This is a genomic window from Terrabacter aerolatus, assembly GCF_007991735.1.
GTDB lineage: Bacteria > Actinomycetota > Actinomycetes > Actinomycetales > Dermatophilaceae > Terrabacter > Terrabacter aerolatus.
Genome location: NZ_BJYX01000002.1, coordinates 311,387 through 330,788, shown reverse-complemented (window position 1 = coordinate 330,788; position 19,402 = coordinate 311,387). Strand labels below are relative to the sequence as shown.

The 19,402-nt window shown below is 73.0% G+C and carries 19 protein-coding genes; 5 read left to right on the top strand and 14 right to left on the bottom strand.

What is annotated here, in order from left to right:
- The 4 genes from TAE01_RS03905 to rimP all read right to left on the bottom strand — a co-directional run.
- The coding region (locus TAE01_RS03905) for a translation initiation factor IF-2 N-terminal domain-containing protein (RefSeq protein ID WP_186815023.1) at positions 1-324 on the bottom strand (324 nt) is incomplete at its 3' end.
- A 178-nt stretch (positions 325-502) separates the two neighbouring features.
- Complete coding sequence (locus TAE01_RS03900) at positions 503-763, bottom strand: YlxR family protein (RefSeq protein WP_281289262.1); 261 nt, start codon at positions 761-763, stop codon at positions 503-505.
- Between the two features lie 103 nt (positions 764-866).
- On the bottom strand, positions 867-1,922 hold the full coding sequence (gene nusA, locus TAE01_RS03895) for a transcription termination factor NusA (RefSeq protein WP_147063571.1): 1,056 nt from the start codon (positions 1,920-1,922) through the stop codon (positions 867-869).
- The gene (gene rimP / locus TAE01_RS03890; RefSeq protein ID WP_147063569.1) at positions 1,922-2,521 is read right to left on the bottom strand and encodes a ribosome maturation factor RimP; all 600 of its coding nucleotides are present in this window, start codon (positions 2,519-2,521) and stop codon (positions 1,922-1,924) included. Before rimP ends, nusA begins: the two co-directional genes overlap by 1 nt.
- Positions 2,522-2,654: 133 nt before the next feature.
- On the opposite strand from rimP, the gene TAE01_RS03885 reads away from it, so the two are divergent.
- The 3 genes from TAE01_RS03885 to TAE01_RS03875 all read left to right on the top strand — a co-directional run bounded on the left by TAE01_RS03885 (position 2,655) and on the right by TAE01_RS03875 (position 6,208).
- Entirely contained in the window at positions 2,655-3,698 is a 1,044-nt protein-coding gene (locus TAE01_RS03885; RefSeq protein ID WP_147063567.1) for a hypothetical protein, read from the top strand.
- Positions 3,695-4,663 carry an aminoglycoside phosphotransferase family protein gene (locus TAE01_RS03880; RefSeq protein WP_147063564.1) on the top strand — a complete coding sequence of 323 codons (969 nt, stop codon included), beginning with the start codon at positions 3,695-3,697 and terminating at the stop codon, positions 4,661-4,663. Before TAE01_RS03885 ends, TAE01_RS03880 begins: the two co-directional genes overlap by 4 nt.
- Positions 4,664-4,777: 114 nt before the next feature.
- On the top strand, positions 4,778-6,208 hold the full coding sequence (locus TAE01_RS03875; protein ID WP_246111116.1) for an MATE family efflux transporter: 1,431 nt from the start codon (positions 4,778-4,780) through the stop codon (positions 6,206-6,208).
- On the opposite strand, the gene TAE01_RS03870 is transcribed toward TAE01_RS03875, so the two are convergent.
- Complete coding sequence (locus TAE01_RS03870) at positions 6,184-6,816, bottom strand: hypothetical protein (RefSeq protein ID WP_147063563.1); 633 nt, start codon at positions 6,814-6,816, stop codon at positions 6,184-6,186. The genes TAE01_RS03875 and TAE01_RS03870 overlap by 25 nt on opposite strands.
- A gap of 91 nt (positions 6,817-6,907) precedes the next feature.
- Between TAE01_RS03870 and TAE01_RS03865 the strand changes: the two genes are divergently transcribed.
- Together TAE01_RS03865 and TAE01_RS03860 are read left to right on the top strand one after the other, a co-directional pair.
- Positions 6,908-8,881 (top strand): thioredoxin domain-containing protein, encoded by a 1,974-nt coding sequence (locus TAE01_RS03865; RefSeq protein ID WP_147063561.1) that lies wholly within the window; start codon positions 6,908-6,910, stop codon positions 8,879-8,881.
- Positions 8,882-8,962: 81 nt separating this feature from the next.
- Positions 8,963-9,760: a response regulator transcription factor gene (locus TAE01_RS03860; protein ID WP_147063559.1), complete on the top strand. Its 798-nt coding sequence runs from the start codon at positions 8,963-8,965 to the stop codon at positions 9,758-9,760.
- Positions 9,761-9,788: 28 nt separating this feature from the next.
- Here TAE01_RS03860 and TAE01_RS03855 read toward each other — a convergent pair whose 3' ends face one another.
- The 9 genes from TAE01_RS03855 to TAE01_RS03815 form a co-directional block, all read right to left on the bottom strand.
- Positions 9,789-10,262 carry a hypothetical protein gene (locus TAE01_RS03855; RefSeq protein ID WP_147063557.1) on the bottom strand — a complete coding sequence of 158 codons (474 nt, stop codon included), beginning with the start codon at positions 10,260-10,262 and terminating at the stop codon, positions 9,789-9,791.
- A 463-nt stretch (positions 10,263-10,725) separates the two neighbouring features.
- On the bottom strand, positions 10,726-11,610 hold the full coding sequence (locus tag TAE01_RS03850) for an FAD:protein FMN transferase (protein ID WP_147063555.1): 885 nt from the start codon (positions 11,608-11,610) through the stop codon (positions 10,726-10,728).
- A gap of 34 nt (positions 11,611-11,644) precedes the next feature.
- The gene (locus TAE01_RS03845; protein WP_147063553.1) at positions 11,645-12,235 is read right to left on the bottom strand and encodes an FMN-binding protein; all 591 of its coding nucleotides are present in this window, start codon (positions 12,233-12,235) and stop codon (positions 11,645-11,647) included.
- A gap of 98 nt (positions 12,236-12,333) precedes the next feature.
- Complete coding sequence (locus TAE01_RS03840) at positions 12,334-13,755, bottom strand: ferredoxin reductase family protein (protein WP_147063551.1); 1,422 nt, start codon at positions 13,753-13,755, stop codon at positions 12,334-12,336.
- Positions 13,756-13,805: 50 nt separating this feature from the next.
- Positions 13,806-14,768 (bottom strand): NAD-dependent epimerase/dehydratase family protein, encoded by a 963-nt coding sequence (locus TAE01_RS03835; protein ID WP_147063549.1) that lies wholly within the window; start codon positions 14,766-14,768, stop codon positions 13,806-13,808.
- Positions 14,765-16,330 (bottom strand): class I adenylate-forming enzyme family protein, encoded by a 1,566-nt coding sequence (locus TAE01_RS03830; RefSeq protein WP_147063547.1) that lies wholly within the window; start codon positions 16,328-16,330, stop codon positions 14,765-14,767. Before TAE01_RS03830 ends, TAE01_RS03835 begins: the two co-directional genes overlap by 4 nt.
- Positions 16,327-17,553 carry a cytochrome P450 gene (locus tag TAE01_RS03825; protein ID WP_147063545.1) on the bottom strand — a complete coding sequence of 409 codons (1,227 nt, stop codon included), beginning with the start codon at positions 17,551-17,553 and terminating at the stop codon, positions 16,327-16,329. The genes TAE01_RS03830 and TAE01_RS03825 overlap by 4 nt, the downstream gene beginning before the upstream one ends.
- Positions 17,550-18,341, bottom strand: coding sequence for a glycosyltransferase family 2 protein (locus TAE01_RS03820; protein WP_147063543.1), 792 nt, complete (start codon positions 18,339-18,341; stop codon positions 17,550-17,552). The genes TAE01_RS03825 and TAE01_RS03820 overlap by 4 nt, the downstream gene beginning before the upstream one ends.
- Entirely contained in the window at positions 18,338-19,348 is a 1,011-nt protein-coding gene (locus tag TAE01_RS03815; protein WP_147063541.1) for a 3-oxoacyl-ACP synthase III family protein, read from the bottom strand. Before TAE01_RS03815 ends, TAE01_RS03820 begins: the two co-directional genes overlap by 4 nt.
- Positions 19,349-19,402 lie beyond the last annotated feature (54 nt).

Sequence of the window (19,402 nt, the reverse complement as noted above, 5' to 3'; positions counted from 1 at the left end):
GGGCGTCGACGACGCCGGAGCCGCGGGTGCCTTGGCAGCCGGGGCGGCCGGCGCGGGGGCCGACGGCGTCGCGGCTGCCGGAGCAGCCTTCGGGGGCGCGGCCGGAGTCGCGCCGGTGGGGGCGGCCTTGGGGGCCGCCGGCTTGTTGTCGCCGCCGGAGGAGCCTTCCCGGGGGAAGGTCTCGATGATCTTGCGGACGACGGGGGGCTCGATGGTCGACGATGCCGACCGGACGAACTCTCCCTGGCTCTTCAAGTGTGCGAGCAGTGTCTTGCTCTCGACTCCGAGCTCCTTGGCGAGCTCGTAGACCCGGACCTTAGCCACATCTCTCCTGTTCCTGGTCCGGCCTGAACAGGGTGTGGCCGAACCGTGGGTTATTGCTGGGGCTTGCTCATCGCTGAGTACTCATCGGGTGCTCATAGCGTTTCAACCCGCCTTGTGGTTCGTTGACTGATCTCTGACTGATCCGGCGCGACCCCCGACGGGGGCGACGCCATGCGTGCTACGGGTGCTGGATCCCGAGGTGTCGTGCCACCGGTCCGACGTCGACCGCCACCTGCAGGCGCAGGGCACGTCCGAACGCCTTGCGGCGCACTGCCAGCTCGAGACAGTCGGGGGTCGGGTGCAACCATGCACCGCGTCCCGGCATCCGGTGCCGTGGGTCGGGGCGAAGCGTGACCGGGGGGTTGCCCCCGGAGTGCTCGTCCGTCACCGCGACCACTCGCAGCAGGGCCGACCAGCTATCCATTCCTCGACATCCCACACAGGTGCGGGACGGCTCAGCACGGAGTCCAGTCCGGTCGGCCACAGGAAAGTCTACCGCGTCCGGGCGGTCACCCGCTCCACGGGTGCCGCCGGACCGCCGGTCAGACGTCGTCGGGGGCCGCGTCGTCGCCACCACGGGGGGCGGGACCACCCGCCGCGTCGGTGTCGGGGCGGATGTCGATGCGCCAGCCCGTCAGCTTGGCGGCGAGACGGGCGTTCTGCCCCTCCTTGCCGATCGCGAGGCTGAGCTGGTAGTCCGGCACCACGACTCGAGCCGCGCGGGCCGACGCGTCGACGATCTCGACCGACTGCACCCGGGCCGGTGAGAGCGCGGCCGCCACGAACGTGGCCGGGTCGTCCGCGTAGTCGACGATGTCGATCTTCTCGCCACGCAGCTCGGTCATGACCGCGCGCACGCGGGCCCCCATCGGACCGATGCAGGCACCCTTGGCGTTGACCCCCGCGACCCGGCTGTGGACCGCGATCTTCGTGCGGTGGCCCGCCTCACGGGCCAGGGCCGCGATCTCGACGGTGCCGTCGGCGATCTCGGGGACCTCGAACTTGAAGAGGGTGCGGACGAGGTTGGGGTGCGTACGGCTCAGGCCGACCTGCGGCCCCTTCGGCCCGCGCTTGACGCTGACGACGAAGCAGCGCAGGCGCTCCCCGTGGACGTAGCGCTCGCCGGGCACCTGCTCGGCGAGGGGCAGGATGCCCTCGACCGTGCCGAAGTCGACGAGGACGTTCCGCGGGTCCTGGCTCTGCTGGATGATGCCCGAGATCACGTCGCCCTCGCGACCCTTGAAGTCGCCGAGGATGGCCTCGTCCTCGAGGTCACGCAGGCGCTGCACGATGACCTGGCGGGCGGTCGACGCGGCGATGCGGCCGAACCCGACCGGGGTGTCGTCGAACTCGGGACCGGGCTCGCCACGCTGCGGGCGCTCGCCCTCCTCGGTCACGGGGAGCAGCTCGCCCTCCTCGCGCGCCCAGACGATGACGTGGCCCGTCTTGCGGTCGAGCTCGACGCGGGCGATGCGCTGGCTGCCGTCGGTGCGGTGGTAGGCCACGAGCAGGGCCTGCTCGATGGCCGGGATGAGCACGTCGAGGCTGATGTCGCGTTCTCGTTCGAGGGCGCGCAGGGCTGCGAGGTCGATGTCCATCAGTGGTCCCCTTCCAGGGCGGACGTGTCGTCCGAGTCGTCGGTGTCGGTGGTGTCGTCAGCGGCCGCGGCGTCTGCGGCGGTGTCTGCGGCTCCGGGCCGGGTGAACTCGACCTGCACGGTGCCTCGCTGGACCGTGTCGAGATCGAGCTCGAGGCGGCGCGAGGGTGTCTTCTTCGTGGCAGGGACCTCGAGGACGAGCGTGTCGGAGCCGACCTCCACGAGTCGTCCGGTGTCGGTGCCGCCCTGGTGGACGACCTCGACGAGGCGGCCCACCTGGCGGCGGAGCTGGTCACGCGAGGCGAGCGGTCGACCGACGCCGGGTGAGGACACCTCGAGGACGTATGCCGTCTCACCCAGGACGTCGCTGTCGTCGAGCATGTCGCTCACGGCGCGCGTCGCCTCGGCGACGGCGTCGAGCGAGAGCGGCGTCACGGTGCTGCTCGTGTCGGCGACGTCGAGGCTGCTGATGTCGGAGTCGACGAGCACGCGTACGAGACGGCGTTTGCCGGCGGGCGACACGGTGACGTCCTCGACGACGAGCCCGAGGGGCTCGAGCACCGGCTCGAGCGTCGCTCTGATCTCCTGGGCCGTGCTCATCAGTCGACGCCTCCTGCTCTTCTCGAATGTCCGGCGCAGACGTCCCGTGGGCAGGGACGAGCGCCGCGTGCCCTCCACTCTATCGGCGCCCGGGTGTCGTCGCCGACCGCCGCTCGCGTGCGAAGATCTCGGCATGGACGGCGACACCCGTGGGCTCGGGTCACGGGTGGGGGACGGCATGGGCCGTCCCTCTCGCCGTCTCTTCGCGCTCGGGGCGGGCGCCGCCGTCCTCGCACTCCTCGTCGACCGGGGGCTGCGGCTGGACGTCCCCCCGCCGCCTCCGCCCGTCCCCACCCGACGCCCGGCGCCCGACGAGGCCCTTCTCCTGTCGGCCGTGGTCGACCTCGACCACGTCGTCAGGGCCGAGACCGCGGCGCTCGCCGGCCCGGACGCAGGGCCTCTCGTCCGGCAGCTGCGCTCGGTCAACCGTGAGCAGCTCACCGTCCTGCGCGGACGACTGACGAACGCAGGGGTGCCCACGGCGGTCATCGACGCGGCCCTGGCCCGCGGCCCGCTGCCGGCCTCCTCCGCGTCGACCCCCTCGTCGTCGAACCCGAGCGCCACCACGAGCGCGACCGGGACGCCCACGCCGAGCCGTTCCACGGCCCCGTCGGCACCGTCACTCCCCCGTACCAGCCGGGAGCTCGCCACTCTGCTCGACTCGATCGGCCAGGAGGACTGGGTCGCCGCGAGCACCGCCACCCCGGGCACCCGTGAGCTGCTGCTCTCGGCCTGGTCCCAACGCCTGGCCGGGGCCGCCCTGCTCGGCCGTGACGTCGCCGTCGCCGCACCCAGTCCCGTCCGGCCCGCGATCATCGAGCGCACCCAGCCCCTCGTCTACGCCTTCCAGGTCGTGGCGGCGCAGAGCACCGGCAGCCAGCAGGTGACGGCCCTGCGCACGCTCGACGCCCTGACGCGGCTCGAGATCGCCGTCGCAGGCTCGACCTCGACGACGCCGGCCGGCTGGGCGCTGCCCCACCCCGTCACGACCCCCGCCGAGGCACGCCGCCTCGCCACCGAGACGCTCGCGGCCGCCGTCGAGGCCGGCACCGAGATCGCCGGACCCCGGCCCAGCCCGGCCACCCTCGAGGACGTCGCCCGTTGGAGCGCCGACGTCCAGGCCGTCGCGGCCGACTGGAACGTGCCACCGACCGCCTTCCCGGGAGCCACTGCATGAGCTACGACCCGATGTACGACCTCATCCCGGCGCACTTCGCCCATGCGGTCAGCTCCTACGAGCCGGACGGGCACGCCTCGGGTGACGACTGGATCGACGCGCTCCCGGGTCTCATCCGCGACCTGCTCGCCGAGTGGGAGCTCGAGCCGATCGGCCGCAGCTCGAGCGGCGTGTGTGCCGTGGCGATCCCCGTCCGCCTGCTCGGGGCCGGGCGCGACGTCGTGGGGGTCAGCGGCGAGGGCGTCCTCAAGATCACCTGGCCCCACCCGGAGGCCGCCACCGAGCACCTGGCCCTGCAGACGTGGAACGGGCACGGCGCCGTGCGCCTCGTCCGCGCCGACCCCTCCCGCTTCGCCATGCTCCTCGAGCGCCTGCACACCCGCGACCTGAGCCGGGTCGACATCGACGACGCCTGTGGCGTCATCGGCGACCTCCTCTCGGTGCTGCGGCGCCCGCCGCACCCACGCGTGCCCAGCCTCACGGCATACGCCCTCAGGCAGGCCGACGAGCTGCGGGCGGCGCCCGCGGTGCTCCCCCGGCGCTACCTCGACCAGGCGGCCGCGCTCGCCCGGGAGCTGACCGACCGCACGGCGACGGAGGACCGTCTGCTCCACACCGACCTGCACTACACCAACGTGCTCGCCGCCTACCGGTCACCCTGGCTCGCCATCGATCCCAAGCCGATGGCCGGCGACCCTGCCTTCGAGGTGGCCCCCGCACTCTGGAACCGCGCCGACGAGCTGGGCACGGGGTCCGATGTGCGCTGGTCGCTGCGACGTCGCCTCGAGATCATCTGCGAGCGCGCCGGGCTCGACGAGGGTCGGGCGCGGGCGTGGACGATCGTGCGCGAGGCCGACAACGCCCTCGACGCCGCGGAGCAGCTCTCGGACAGCCCGGCCGACGACGCCTGGGCGCACGACCGCATCAGCCTGGCCGTGACGATCATCAAGGCGATGAACGACTGACCTCCGCAGCCGCGACGACACGACGCGGGCGCGCCGGTCAAATCGTTTCGACTCACGGCCCGACACGCCGTAGCCTTGACGCGCTCCCCCACCTCGTTGTCGAAAGGCACTCGCATGCCTCGCCCTGCCATGCCCGTCTCCCGCGACCGTCGATCGGCACCGCCGACGCCGGCCCGTGAGATCGCGCGCATCGCCGTGCCGGTGAGCATGGAGTTCGTCCTCATGCTGGTGCTCAACTTCGTCAACCAGATCGTCGTCGGCAGCCTGGGGGCGACCGCCATCGCGGCCGTGGGCTTCTCCAACAGCCTCACCTTCATCCTCGCGGTGACGCTCGGCTGCCTCGGGACCTCGGTGAGCATCCTCGTGGCCCGGGCGCACGGCGCCGGCCGGCGCGGCGACCTCGACCACACCGTCACGGCAGCGCTGCTCGTGGCGGTCGGGCTCGGCGTCGTCGTCTCGCTCGTGCCCTGGTTCTTCGCCGACCACCTCATGTCGCTCGTCGGGGCCTCGCCGTCGGTGGCGGCCGCGGGCACCGACTACTTCCGCCTCACCGTGCTCGCGACCCTGCCCGTCATGCTCAGCGCGATCCTCTCCGGCGTGCTCCGCTCGGCCGGACGGCCGACGAGCCCGATGATCGCGACGATGGTCACCGTCGTCGCAAACTCGGTGATCGCCTACTCCCTCGTCGTCGGGCTCGGCCCACTCCCGTCGCTCGGGGTCGCCGGCGCCGGGTGGGCCACCCTCGTCACGGCGGTCGCCAAGGCGCTCATCCTGCTGTGGATGGCCTACGGCCGGCGTGGTGTCGTCGGCTGGAGCCTGCCCGACAGCCTGCGCCAGTGGCGCGCCGTCATCGTGCCGCTCTTCGTGCTCGCGCTGCCGCTCGGCGTCACCGAGCTCTTCTGGACGGTGGGGACCTTCCTCTACAACGTCGTCTTCCAGAAGCTCGGCGACGAGGCGCTCGCGGCCGCCCAGATCGTCACGACGCTCGAGGGCGTCTTCATCGTCGGCAGCATCGGGCTCATGAGCGCGACGACGACCCTCGTCGGGCGATCGGTCGGCCGGGGCGACGTCGACGACGCGATGGCCTGGGTGCGGCGGCTCACCCGCGCCGGCATCGGGACGGCTGCCGCCTTCGGTGTGCTCTTCGCCGGCTCGGTCCTGCTGCTCGACGCCCTGTTCGGCGAGGCCGGGCGCGACGTGCGCACCATGGCAGGGGTGGGCATCCTCATCAATGCCGCCTTCCAGGTGGTCAAGGTGCGCAACATGATCGTCGGCGCCGGCGTCCTGCCCAGCGCCAACGACGTCCGCGGGGTCATCATGGGCGACGTCGTGGGCGCCTTCGCCATCGGGCTCCCGCTCGCGGTGCTGCTCGGGCTGCACACGCCGCTCGGCTACGTCGGCATCTTCGTCGCGCGCATCCTCGAGGAGCTGGCGAAGCTGGCGATCTTCACCTGGCGGGCCAAGCGGGTGCGCTGGGACGTGCTCGTGGCGAAGGCGGCTCCGTCAGCCGTCCAACCGACTCAGCCGGTGACGACGAGCTCCTGACGCATCCCGTCGGCGTAGTGGTTCTGCAGGTTGCAGACGAGCTCGTAGCGACCCGGGGCCAGCGTCAGGGTCACCCAGCCCACTGACCCGGAGGCGATGCCGTCACCGGGGCCGGCGGCGCACGAGCGGGAGGCCTCCCCGAGGCTCCCCTTCTCGTCCACCTTCCCGTCCGGCCCGACGGCCCGCTGCCCGACGACGGTGCCGGCGGCCATGGGGAGGACGACGACCTCGTGGGTGCGCCAGCCCGCATTGTCGACGACGACGCTGACCCGGCTGCCGTGGACCGTCGCCGGCTGTGCGGTGAGGAACATCCGGGCGCCCCTGGGTGCGGTGCCGCCCATCATGCGTGACATGCCCATGTCGGTCAGCGTCACCGTGACGCGTTCGCCTGGCAGGTCGACGGGTGCGGCGCACGTCAGCGGAGCCGCCATGCGGATGCCCGGCACCGGCGCGGACCGCAGCACGGCGGTGCCGCCACCCATCGGGCCCATGCCGCCCGCGGGACCGGTCGTGACGTCGGTCGTCGAGCAGCCGGCCAGCACGCCCCCCACCGCGAGGACAGCGACCCAGCGCAGCAGCGAAGCAGGGATGTCAACGCCCGTTTCCATACCTCGACGGTAACCCCGGGGGGTATCAGTGAGCGCGCACTGTGACGCACCAGTCCACGGAGCGCGACGGGCGTGCGCGAGAGTGGGTGTCATGCCCAACCGCCTCGGAGCCGCCACCAGCCCGTACCTGCTCCAGCACCGCGACAACCCGGTGGACTGGCAGGAGTGGGGCGACGAGGCGTTCGCCGAGGCCCGTCGGCGCAACGTGCCCGTCCTGCTGTCCGTCGGCTACGCCGCCTGCCACTGGTGCCACGTGATGGCCCACGAGTCCTTCGAGGACGAGGCGGTCGCCGCGGTCCTCAACGAGCGCTTCGTCTCGGTCAAGGTCGACCGGGAGGAGCGGCCCGACATCGATGCCGTGTACATGTCCGCGGTCACGGCGACCACGGGTCACGGCGGGTGGCCGATGACGGTCTTCCTGACCCCCGAGGGCGAGCCCTTCTTCTGCGGCACGTACTTCCCCCGTGACCACTTCCTCACCGTGCTCGGCGCGCTCGACGAGGCGTGGCGCACCCGCGAGGAGGAGGTGCGTGCCTCCGGTACGCACATCGCCACGAGCCTCGCCGACGCTCTCCGGCCGCCGACACCGTATGCCGTGGAGCCCGCTGCGCTCGACAGCGCCGTCGACCTCCTGGCGCGCCAGTTCGACCGCGTTGCAGGCGGTTTCGGTGGCGCACCGAAGTTCCCCCCGTCGATGGTGCTCGAGTTCCTGCTGCGCCACCACGCCCGCACCGGCGACGAGGCGTCGCTGGACATGTCGACCCGGACTCTGGAGGCGATGGCGCGCAGCGGACTCTACGACCAGCTCGCCGGCGGCTTCGCGAGGTATGCCGTCGACGCGCAGTGGGTGGTGCCGCACTTCGAGAAGATGCTCTATGACAACGCCCTGCTCCTCCGGGCCTGCACGACGTGGTGGAAGGTGACCCGCGACCCCCTCGCCGAGCGGATCGCCCGGGAGACCGCCGACTTCGTCGTGCGCGACCTCGGCACCCCTGAGGGCGGGTTCGCGTCGTCCCTGGACGCCGACGCCGACGGCGTGGAGGGACTGACCTACGCCTGGACGCCGCACCACCTGCGCGAGGTCCTCGGGGACGACGCCGACCGCGCCGCAGGGCTCCTCGTCGTCACCACGGAGGGGACCTTCGAGCACGGGTCGTCCACCCTGCAGCTGCCCGTCGACCCCGACGACGCCGTGTGGTTCGAAGGGGTGCGGTCACGCCTGCTTGCTGCGCGCGCCCAGCGGCCCCAGCCGGGACGCGACGACAAGGTCGTCACGTCGTGGAACGGGCTCGCCGTCGCCGCGCTCGCCGACGCCGGTGCGACGTTCGACCGTCCCGACTGGGTGGCCGCGGCGGCCCGGTGCGCCACGCACCTCCTCGACGTCCACGTCGTCGACGGTCGGCTGCGGCGAACCTCGCGCCGGGGTGAGGTCGGCACGGCCCGCGCCGTCGCCGACGACCACGGCAACCTCGCGGAGGGCCTGCTGCTGCTCCACCAGGTCACCGGCCGCCTGCCCTGGCTCGAAGCCGCCCGCGCGGTGCTGGACGCGGCTCGGGACTTCGCGGCCGACGACGGCGGCTTCCACGACACGGCCGGGGACGCCGAGGCGCTCTACCTGCGCCCCCGCAGCGCGGCCGACAACGCGGAGCCGTCCGGACAGTCCGCTCTCGCCGGGGCCCTCGTGATGCTCGGCGCAGTGACCGGCGACCCGGCGACGCTCGACGCCGGGGCCCGAGCCACCGCGGCCGGACTTGGGCTGGCTGTCCGCGAGCCCCGTTTCGGCGGCTGGTCCCTCGCCGTCGCGGAGGCCCTCGTCGCAGGTCCGCGCCAGGTCGCCGTCGTCGGGTCGGGGCCTGCGGCGGACGACCTCGAACGGGTTGCTCGCCGTGCCCCGGCACCCGGGCTCGTCGTCCTCCGGGGCGAACCGGACGCCCCCGGCATCGCGCTGCTCGCCGGCCGCCCCCTCGTGGGCGGCGCCCCCGCGGCATACGTCTGTCGCCACATGGTCTGCGAGCTGCCCACGACGAGCCCGACCGAGCTGCTCGTGCGGCTCGGTCGGGCCTAGGGTGGACGATCGGCGGAGGCGCGAACCGCCCATCCTGCGGATCTGTCGGGCCAAACCCTCGCATTCTGCAAGAATCACCGCATGATGGGCTCCGAACGCACCGCAGTCGTCGTCGAGGACGACGACGACATCCGCGAGCTCATCACGCACAGCCTCACGATGCAGGGCTTCGACGTGTCGACCGCGTCGTCCGGTCAGGCGGGCATCGAGCTCGTCGTCGCCACCGACCCGGACCTCGTCACGCTCGACCTCGGGCTGCCCGACCTCGACGGCATCGAGGTGTGCCGTCGGGTGCGAGACGTGAGCCAGGCCTACGTCGTCATGATCAGCGCGCGCACCGACGAGATCGACCGCCTCATGGGGCTCGAGATCGGCGCCGACGACTACCTCACGAAGCCCTTCAGCCCCCGCGAGCTGCAGGCCCGCGTCAACGCGATGTTCCGCCGGCCGCGCACCGTGGGCTCGGCCACGGTCGCGGAGTCCGCCGCCGCGGCGACGCCCGACGGGGCAGCAGCACCGGTCTCGGTCGCCACCGCGGAGGCCACTCCTCCGGAGACCGACCACTCCCTCGTCAGACACGGCCGCATCGCGGTCGACCCCGAGGGTCGAGTCGTCACGGTCGACGACCAGGAGGTCGACCTGACGCGCACCGAGTTCGACCTGCTCAGCACCCTGCTCAGCGCACCACGTCGGGTGTGGTCCCGCGCCGTGCTGCTCGACAGCCTCTGGGGACCGGGCTGGTCCGAGGAGCACCTCGTGGAGGTGCACGTCGGCAACCTGCGCCGCAAGCTGAGCCGGCTCGGTCCCGACGGCCTGCGTGCCCCGATCCGGACCGTGCGTGGCGTCGGCTACCGCATGGAGGAGCCCGACGCCTTCTGACGCCGTGGCCCCCGGCGGCACGCGCTCCTCAGAGTGGGCGGTCGACGACGGGCCGTAGGTGCGGGACCACCACGTGCGGGTGCTCGAGGTGCGCGTCACGCCGCACCTCGAGCTGCGTCTCGAGGTGCGAGCAGAGGGCCAGTCGGGCGCCGTCCGCCAGACCGCGCATCGACGCCCCCCGCTGCCTGGCCAGCTCGTGCTCGCCACGGCGCACGGCGTCGATGACGCAGCGCACGGCGGACTCCAGTCGCACGAGTCCGACGGTGGCGGACGAGACGCGCAGGCTGAGCAGCACGTCCATGGCCGCGACCTCGTCGCGACGCTCGAGCGCGGAGGCGGCGCGGGTGAGCCGAGCGTCGAGCATCCGCAGGTAGGTGTGCGCGATGGACCGGGCGAGCTCGTCGCTCTCCAGCTCGGACGCGAGGCGCGTCAGGGCGCCGGGATCGAGCTCCTCGGCCGTGAGCCCGTGACAGACCGGGCCCGACAGCTGCTCAGCGGCCACGTTCGGCGCCGGTGACGCAGGGCGCCACGGCGGACGCACGGCCGCGCGCGGCACCTGCTGACGGCTGGTTCGGAGCGGGCCGGCCTCCCACCGGCCGGCCCACCCCGATCCGGATCCATCCCCCCAACGGAGTCCTCGAGTGGGCCCGCCGTCCGGGGCGGGCGCCGTGTCCGCGCTCCGTCGCTGCAGGGTCAGTGACGGCGCTGGCGGTCATGGCGCTCCTCTCCCCGGATCGGCGGGCTCTCGCCCGAAGGTCTCTGTGCCAGCCGGCGGTCCCCCGACCGTTCCTGCTGGTGAGGACGACTCTGCCGGGCCAACTGCAAGGCCCGAACCGCGTGCCGCGCATGGTTTGCGCAAGAAAGTCGCAAGCACGTCCCGGTTGCTGGCGGAGTGCGGCTTTCGTCCCGGCGCCCCGCGCCTCCCTGCCCCCGGGCGCGGCCCGCTGGTGTCGGCGCAGACGGGGTCAGAGCGCCGTCGACAGGTAGTCGGTCGCCCGGGTGGCGAAGGCCTCGCTCGTGCGCTGCGAACCGACGAAGAGGGCCGTGGCCCAGATGTCGGCCCACAGCAGGGTGGGACCGGTCACGGTGACCGAACCGGGCCGGCCGACGAGCTCACGCGCCGCAGGGTCGTAGAGGTGGGCGCCTCGCGCGGCCGTGCCGGAGGTCGCCACAGCGCCCCGCGCCAGGGTGAGGGTGCTGGCGATCCGTTGCTGGTCGAGCGGGTCCTCGACCCCGACACGCCACATGACGGCCCCGGCGCCCGTGGTCGGCATGTCCGGGTGCGCGCCGATGAGGATGTCGCCGCCGGCGTTGATGCAGAACGAGACTCCCTCGAGCGTCAGCAACGGGACGGAGGCCCGGTCGACCGCCCACCCCTTGACGAGGCCGGTCGGGTCGAACGCCAGGTCACCGTCGCCCGTGGGCAGCAACGTCGTGAACGCCCCCTCGGTGGCGACCTCGGCCTCCTGCCCGATGCGCAGCGCCTCCTCGACGAGTGGGCTGCACTGCGACACCTGGACCTCCTCGCGGCGCAGCCGCATGAGATCGGAGTCGTCGCGGTAGGTCGAGAAGATCGAGTCCATCTCGCGCAGGATCCGGAAGGACTCGGCCACGGCGGCCTGCGCCTCCGGGCGGTCGACGTCCTCGCCGCGCAGGTGGATCGAGATCGGCATCCCCATGATCTGCTGCACCCAGGCGCGCCGAGCCGGAGCGGCGGGCACCTCCGCAGCCGGAGGACGGGACAGGGTCGACAGGGCAGACAGGGCTGGGAGGACGGGCTTGACGGGCTTGTCGGACCGGCCCTGTGGTCCGGGCCCGCCGGGCTGGATGGGGGTCGATGGTCTGCTCATGGGTGGCTCCTTCGTCGCCTGGTCCAAGACTGCCTCACAGGTGGGCCTGGTCGATGGCGGACTGGAGGGACTGGGTGTAGCCGTCCCACGTGAAGGTCGCGCCGGAGACGACGTCGATCTGGGCCGACTGCGCGCTCACGGCCTCCTGGTTGTAGACCGGCACGGCCGAGGAGTTGATCATCTGGTCGTGGCGGTCGTTCATCGGGACCTGCAGCACGTCTGCCGAGGTGATCTTGCCGTTCTGGACGGTGATCTGGACCTGGACGTTGCCGTAGCGCGTCATGATCGCGTCGCCGGCGTACGTCTTGGGCGCCGACGTCGTGGCCGTCGGCTTCGGGGTCGACGAGGTCGTCGACGTCGACTTCTTGGAGGAGGCACCGCTCGACGAGCTCGACGCGGTGCCGGTCCCCGTCGAGGTGTCGGTGGGCTGCTGGCCGGACGAGTCGGTGGCGGACGCGGACGAGGACCCCGAGCCGGAGCCGTTGCTCCCGGACGACTTGCTCGTCGTCGTGACGGTGCGGGTCTCGGCGGCCACGAGGGTGGTCGAGCTGCGGGAGGTGCTGTAGCTGAAGAGGAGCACGAGCACGGTCAGGGTGCTCATGGCCCAGAGGACGATGCGTCGCATGGCGGTGGGCTCGTTTCGTGTGGTGCGGACGCGGGTGCGTGGTCGCAGTGGGTCAGGACGTGGGTCGGTATGTGGGTCGGTATGTGGGTCGGGGTGGGTCAGTAGCTGAAGCGTTCGTGATGCACGGCCCGGTCCGGCACGCCGGCCTCGTGGGCCGCGGCGATGACGGTGTCCATCCAGGCGGGGTTGCCGCACACGTAGACGTCGCGCTCGGCGATGTCGGGCACGATCCGGGTCAGGGCCTCGGCGTCCGTCAGGTGCCGCGAGTCCACCGGAAGCCAGCTGGCGCGCTCGCGGTTGCGGTGGCCGACGACGGCGACGACGCGCCCACCCTTGGCCCGCGTCAGGTCGAGCAGCTCGTCGGCGAGGACGATGTCGGACTGGCTGCCGACGCGGTAGATGACGACGACGCCGTCCGGGGCGGCCGGGAGCGCCTCGAGGATGGCACGGAGCGGCGTGATGCCGATGCCGGCACCGATGAGCACGGCCTTGTCGCTCGTGCGCACCCCGGCGTGGAGGCGACCGTAGGGGCCCTCGACGAGCACCTTCGTGCCCAGACGCAGCGACGCGAGTCGGGCGCTCGAGGCGCCGACGGCCTCGGCCGTGATGCGCAGGGAGCGCCCGTCGGGCGCTGCCGACAGCGAGTAGGGGTTGCCCCGCGTCCAGCCGGCGCCGTCGAGGAAGCGCCACTGGAAGAACTGCCCGGCGCGGACCGGCAGCCGGTCGAGGCGGCGACCGGTCATGACGACGGAGGTCACCGTGGGTGACTCCGCGACGACCTCGGCGACGACGAGGCGGTGGCGGCTCGAGCGGATGAGCGGCAGACCGATCCGGTAGACGAGGACCGCGACCAGGGCGAAGGCGTACAGCCCCCACCAGAACACGGTGGCCGTGACGTTCGCCTTGAAGTCCTGGCCGGTCCACAGCTGGTGCGGCAGCGCGAGGCCGGCGCCGAGGTAGGCGTAGAGGTGCAGGAGGTGCCACGACTCGTACTTCAGCTTCGCCCGCGCCTTCTTGACCGAGGTCACGACGACCATGACGAGCGCGATGGTGCCGGCGAGTGCGAGGAGCATGCCCGGCGAGTGCAGCACCTGGTCGACGAAGGTGGCGATGACGCCGAGGTCGGTGCCGGCGCTGTAGCCGATCGTCGTGAGGACGATGTGCACGATCATGAGGTTGAAGGAGGTGAAGCCGACGAGCCGGTGCACTCGGGCCAGCTCGTCCTGCCCCCAGGCCTGCTCGACCATCGGGATGCGGGCCATGAGCAGCACCTGCAGGAGCATGAGCACCGAGGCCACGAGACCGGTGAGGCGACCGATGTTGGTCAGGCCCTCACCGAGGGTGCTGAAGGCCGTCAGGCCTCCGCCGGCGACCCAGAGTGCGACGACGAACAGCGTGACGCCCCAGGCGAACACGGCGGACGCGTCACGCCACCAGATGGGCGTGGGGGCGAGGGCCTGACGCCGCGACGCGGCCGGCACCGAGAGGTCGCGGCTCTCGGGGAGGGCGAGTGAGGTCATGACACAGAGATTCGTGCTCGACCCTGTGCGTGTGCTGTGTCACACGGATGTCACGGGTGTGAGTCAGGGGCCACCGTTGCGCGCTCCGTTCGGCGCCAGCGCGAGAGGTCGGTCGCGCGGGGCACGACGCCGAGCCGCTCCCGCAGCAGGGTCGTGTCGAAGACCCGGCTGACCGCGAGGTGCGACACGGCGTATGCCGTCAGCACCGGAGGAGCGGAGGCGCGGGAGAGCCTGGCTGCCCCTTCGAGGGCGAGAGCCGCGGCCCAGGCGGTGGGCGGCCCGGTGAAGAGCGGGCGCTCGGACCAGCAGTTGGCGCCGGCTACGCCCTCCGCGACGGCCGCGAGGCGCAGGGGTTGCGCGTCGGCCACGTTGACGACCTTCGGGCTGCGGGGGTTCTCGCAGGCTGCCGCGACCGCCTCGGCGAGGAGGCGGACGTCCGTGAGATGGACGAGGGTGTCGGCTCCCCCGGGGCACACGAGCCGTCCGCGACGACGGGCTCGCGCGAGCCGCGGCAGCAGCGTCGGGTCGTCGAGGCCGTGGACCGCGTGGGGCCGGAGCACGACCGCGCCGGCGCGGTCGAGGACGAGCCGCTCCTGGGCGGCCTTGGCACGTGGGTAGGCCGAGAGCGGGTGCCGGGTCGGTGGCACGTCCTCGCTCAGGAGGTGTCGCGGGTCTCGGGAAGCCCGGAGGGGGTAGACGCTGCACGACGACACGAGCACGACCCGGGCGCCGGGCCACGTCGTCAGCACGGCGCGGGTGCCGGCGACGGTGACCGCCTCGTGCACGGCCCAGGGGTCCCACTCGTCGACGTGGGCGGCCGCGTGCACCACGACGTCGACCGGTGGAGGGTCCGCGAGCGGACCCGTCGTCAGGTCCCACCGTCGGTGCTCGAGGCCGGCCCGAGGCGCCACGGGGCGGCGGCTGACCGCGAGCACGTCGTGGCCCCGCGACAGCAGCACGTCGAGGACCGCGCCGCCGACGAAGCCGCTGGCGCCCGTGACGGCGACCCTCATCCCGACACCGTCGGGAGCCGGCAGGAGAGGACCGATCGAAGGGCGTCCAGGTCGACCGCCGCGGACCGGCCCCGGCGCGGGACCGCCTCGACCGCGACGACGTCGTCCGGGCGCCAGGCCTCGTCGGCGAGGCTCTGCCACACCCGGTGCACGCGACGCGAGAGGGCCGCCTCCCCCGTTCGTCGGGAGGCATCGGTGGGCACCAGGGCGAGCACGACGCGCTCGTCTCCCGTGACCGAATCTGGTAGGCCGACGAGCGCACCATCGGTCACGACGTCGCGGAGGCTGTCGAGCAGGAGCGGCTCGACGAGCTCGGGATAGATGTTGGCCTGCCCCCGGATGATCATGTTCTTGGCGCGCCCCGCGAGCAGCAGCCGTCCGTCCCCGTCGAGCTCTCCGAGGTCTCCGGTGTGCACCTCGGCCCCGGCCTGCTCCCCCGCCAGTCGGTGGCGCGCCTGTGGCCCGTGCACGACGATCTCACCGACCCCGTCGGGGCCGTGTGGCTCGATGCACACCGTCACCCCGGGCACGGGGTGTCCCAGACAGGTGCGCCCGGGTGGAGAGGCGAGCACCTCCTCTCCTGTGGCGACGGCGACGGGCAGTGCCTCGGTGAGGCCGTACACCGCCCGCACCTCCACGGTGGGCGCGAGGGAGCCCAGCCGGCGCACCGTGACGGGCAGGACGGGCGCACCTCCCGTCGCCAGGTGGCGGACCGAGGGCGGCAGGCCGTGGGTGGCAGCGGCGAGCAGCTTGGCCGGGACGGCATACGCGTGCGTGGCCTGCTCGGCGGCGGCCTGCCGCAGCCACGCTCGTGTCGACGCCGTGACGGGCGGCAGCGACCACACCCCGCCCGCGGCGAGCGTCGGCAGGCCGATCATCAGCTGGTCGGTGTGCATGACGACCCGCTCGTCGAGCTCGAGGGCCGCGACGGCCGCACGCACCCCGGCGGAGAGGGAGCCGAGGGTGTGCACGACAGCTCGGGGGGCCGCCGTCGAGCCGGACGTGAACACGACCAGCGCGTCAGCGGCCGGGTCGGCGGCGACGCTTTGCGGGACGACCTGCGGCAGGTGCTCCCACCGCGTGGCACCACGCGGTACCCCGGGCAGCCGTGGTCCGGTCACGACGTGCACGAGGCCGGGCGTCGACAGGTCGGGCAGGCGCAACCCCGCCGTGGCCGGCAGGCGAGCGAGTATGGACGACAGTGGTTTTCGCGTCGCGGAGTGCACGACCGTGTCGGCGACCGCGGCCCGCACGGGGACCGTCCGGCGGCGGACGTCGAGGAGGGCCTCGCCGGCACCCGGGTCGGCGACGACGACGACACCTCCGGCTCGGACCACCCCGAGCGCCGCGGCCACGGCGCGGGGTGAGGGCCGGACGGCCAGCAGCACGCCGTCGCCGGCGCCGAGGCCGTGCGACGTCAGGTGCGCCGCGACGCCGTCGATGCGTGCGGCGAGCTCGCCGAACGACACGGAACGGCGCCGATGGTCGCGGATGGCCACGCGGCGCGGCTCGTCCGCGGCCCGGGCGAGGATCGCCGTCACGAGGTCGTCCGTCGGGGTCATGCTGCCCGACCCGTCCGAGGCGCCGCACGGGACGGCGACCGCCCCCGCGGCGCGCGCACGGTCAGCTCCGCGTAACGCGGGACGAGCACTCGACGGGCGGCCCGTCGAGAGGTCACGACGAGTCCCTGCTCCGCCGCCACCTCGAGGAGCATCGCGGTCATCACGTGCAGCTCGGCGAGGGCCAGGGGCGCGCCGAGGCAGAAGTGGGAGCCTGCGCCGAACCAGAGGTGGCGCAGGTCGCCGGTGGCAGGACGTCCCGGTTCGAAGCCACCGTCGCGGCGGGTGGCCCACCACAGCAGCACGACGACGCGCTCGTCGGTAGCCAGGGCGACACCGCCGAGATCAGTCGGGGCGATGCACCGCCGCAGCGTCGCCGGGCTGGGCGTCGTCATGCGCAGGCCCTCGGTGACGACGTCGTCGACACGACACGAGGCGGCACCGGCTGGGACGAGGAGCCCGGCATCGGCGAGCTGCGCGGCGATCCGTGGCAGCGCGCTGCTGACGGTGCCGGTGCCGGTGAGGAAGAGAGCGGCCGCCAGTGAGCGTGCCTCGGCCAGCGATGCGCCTCGACGTGCCAGCCGACCCATGACGGTGTCGGGCTCCCCTGCGGCGTGGGCTGATTCGGCGGCATCCTGGACCACGGCGAGCGAGGCGCGGGCACGCGCCACCGCGCTGTCGTCGAAGGATCGCGTGCGCCACGTGACCATCGACTCGATGGCGTCGCTCGCCTCGAGCAGCACGGAGGGTGGCGCCTCCCGGTCGAGACCCACCACCTCGCCGATCACGGCGGCCGAGACCTCACGTGCGAGGCGGACGACGTCGAGGGACTCCCCTCGCCGCAGCCTGGCCGCGGCGTCCTCGACGAGCGGGCCGGCTGTGGCGTCACAGACCTCGCGCACGACGCGCGGCGAGAAGAGGTCGGTGAGCGAACGCCTGAGCACCCGGTGGTCGTGCCCCTCCATGTTGAGCAGCACCCTCTCCCCGAGGACCGGCGTCCAGAGCGCGCCCGACGAGCCGGGGCCGTTCTTGGCGAAGCGGTCCGCGTCCGTGAGCACGAGCCGCGCGACTGCCGGGTCGGCCACGAGCACGCCCACGCCGGGCAGGCGCACCACCCCACGACGGGACACCGCGGCGTCGACCACCCGCGCCACCACGGGGTGCGCCGAGCGGATCAGCCGTGCCTCCCAGCGGCTCCCCGCGTCCCCGCGCGCCAGGGCTCTCACGCGATGTTCCGGACGTCGACGACGTCAGGGTGGTGGCCGTGGTCGAGGTACCACCGCAGGGTGTCGCGCAGGCCGTAGGCGCGCAACCGCCGCACCGAGGCGTGCACGGCGAGGTCGCGGTGGTACTCCACGCGGGTGCTGACGCGACGGACCCGGTTGACGAGCTCGCGGTCCTCGTGGAGCTCCTCGATGGCCGTGCGCGGGAAGCCCCCGCTCGCCTCGTAGGCAGTGGCGCTGACACCGATGTTGCAGCCCGGGCTCATCCGGTAGGGGCCCTTGAGCTCCGGCGCACGGTTGCTGGGGCGGAACCTGCCGAAGGTCTGGCAGAGACCGATGACGCCCGGCAGCACGACGCGCTCCCACGGCCGCAGACGCACCTCGTCGGTGCGCGCCCGCATGGGACCGGTCACGAGGTCGGCCCCGGCTGCGAACGCCCGGCGCCCGGCCGCGGTCCACCCCGGGTCGGGCAGCGTGTCGGCGTCGGTACGCAGCACGTGCGTCGCACCGTGGGCGATCGCGTGACGCACCCCCGTGTCGGACGCCGCGCCCGTGCCCTTGCGACTCTCCATGACGACGACGACACCGAGTCCGTATGCCGCACAGGCCTTCTCGGTCTCGGCCGCGGTGCCGTCGGTGCTGGCATTGTCGACGACGACGAGCCGGAAGTCGCGGTCGTGCTGGGCGGCCAGTGCGGCGAGGGTGCGAGCGATGCCGGCACGCTCGTCGAAGGCCGGGACGACGACCCAGAGGCGGACGCCACCGGCCCCCAGCGGTGCCGGAGTGGTCACCAGCGCACCGCGATCGTGCCGACGCTGATGCCGCCCGCGAGTCCGACGAGGAGCACGGGACTGCCGGGCTCGGCGAGATGGAGTCGCTCGACCTGCTGCCACTGGAGAGGCAGGGTGGCCGAGGCGCAGTTGCCGTGCTCGGGCAGCGTCTCGACGACGAGGTCCCGGCGCAGGCCGAGGCGCGCCGCGAAGACGTCGAGGTAGGGCATCGCCACCTGGTGCACGGCCACGGCGACGAAGTCCTCGACGCCGAGGCCGTCGGACTTCAGCGCCCGGTGGATCTCCTCCACGTCGACGCTGTCGAAGGCCCGGCGCAGGCGTGCGCCGTCCATGACGAAGTAGCCCTTGTCGACGTCCCGCGGGTGGCGAGTGCCGCCGGCCGGGAGCTGCCCCACGGACCAGTGGCGCGACTCGGCGGTGAACCAGCGGTGCAGGATCTCGCCGCGGTCTCCAGGCGAGGTTCGCTCGACGAGGCACGCGGCGCCGGCGTCACTCATCGTGTAGCCGGGCACCGACTCGACGAACTGGGCCGCGTCACGCACGCTCCACCTGGCGGCGCGGGACGGCATCTCACCGGTGACCACGAGGACGCGGTGGTACTGCCCCATCGCGATGAGTGCCTCCGCGACCTGCACCCCGTTGAGCCACGAGTTGCAGGCGTTCTTGACGTCCATGACGGGGCAGCGGCCCCCGAGCAGGTCGGCCACGATGTGCGACGTGGCGGGCTCGACCATGTCCTGTGATGCCGACGCGAACACGAGCAGGTCGACGTCGGCGACGTCGAGGCCGAGCGAGGCCAGGGTGGTGCGAGCCGCAGCGGCGGCGAGGTCGGACGCCTGGGTCTCGGTCCCGGCGTGGTGGATGCGCCGCACGCCGGTCAGGCGGCCGAGGACCCCACTGGGCGGGAGGAACCCGTCACTGGACTGGCTGATGCGGGCCTCGACCTCGTCGATCGTCAGGGCGTTCTCGGCGACGTGGGCGCTCACGCCGGCGATGCGAACGGACATGTTGTCCTGCCCCTCCCCTGGCTCTGCGACGCTCTCCCGGTGGAGCCGTGCCGG

Bases quoted from the DNA above. Each gene is read 5' to 3' on its own strand.
- nusA (WP_147063571.1), bottom strand. From the start codon at position 1,922: ATGGACATCGACCTCGCAGCCCTGCGCGCCCTCGAACGAGAACGCGAC.
- rimP (WP_147063569.1), bottom strand. From the start codon at position 2,521: ATGAGCACGGCCCAGGAGATCAGAGCGACGCTCGAGCCGGTGCTCGAG.
- TAE01_RS03885 (WP_147063567.1), top strand. From the start codon at position 2,655: ATGGACGGCGACACCCGTGGGCTCGGGTCACGGGTGGGGGACGGCATG.
- TAE01_RS03880 (WP_147063564.1), top strand. From the start codon at position 3,695: ATGAGCTACGACCCGATGTACGACCTCATCCCGGCGCACTTCGCCCAT.
- TAE01_RS03875 (WP_246111116.1), top strand. From the start codon at position 4,778: ATGCCTCGCCCTGCCATGCCCGTCTCCCGCGACCGTCGATCGGCACCG.
- TAE01_RS03870 (WP_147063563.1), bottom strand. From the start codon at position 6,816: ATGGAAACGGGCGTTGACATCCCTGCTTCGCTGCTGCGCTGGGTCGCT.
- TAE01_RS03865 (WP_147063561.1), top strand. From the start codon at position 6,908: ATGCCCAACCGCCTCGGAGCCGCCACCAGCCCGTACCTGCTCCAGCAC.
- TAE01_RS03860 (WP_147063559.1), top strand. From the start codon at position 8,963: ATGATGGGCTCCGAACGCACCGCAGTCGTCGTCGAGGACGACGACGAC.
- TAE01_RS03850 (WP_147063555.1), bottom strand. From the start codon at position 11,610: ATGAGCAGACCATCGACCCCCATCCAGCCCGGCGGGCCCGGACCACAG.
- TAE01_RS03845 (WP_147063553.1), bottom strand. From the start codon at position 12,235: ATGCGACGCATCGTCCTCTGGGCCATGAGCACCCTGACCGTGCTCGTG.
- TAE01_RS03840 (WP_147063551.1), bottom strand. From the start codon at position 13,755: ATGACCTCACTCGCCCTCCCCGAGAGCCGCGACCTCTCGGTGCCGGCC.
- TAE01_RS03835 (WP_147063549.1), bottom strand. From the start codon at position 14,768: ATGAGGGTCGCCGTCACGGGCGCCAGCGGCTTCGTCGGCGGCGCGGTC.
- TAE01_RS03830 (WP_147063547.1), bottom strand. From the start codon at position 16,330: ATGACCCCGACGGACGACCTCGTGACGGCGATCCTCGCCCGGGCCGCG.
- TAE01_RS03815 (WP_147063541.1), bottom strand. From the start codon at position 19,348: ATGTCCGTTCGCATCGCCGGCGTGAGCGCCCACGTCGCCGAGAACGCC.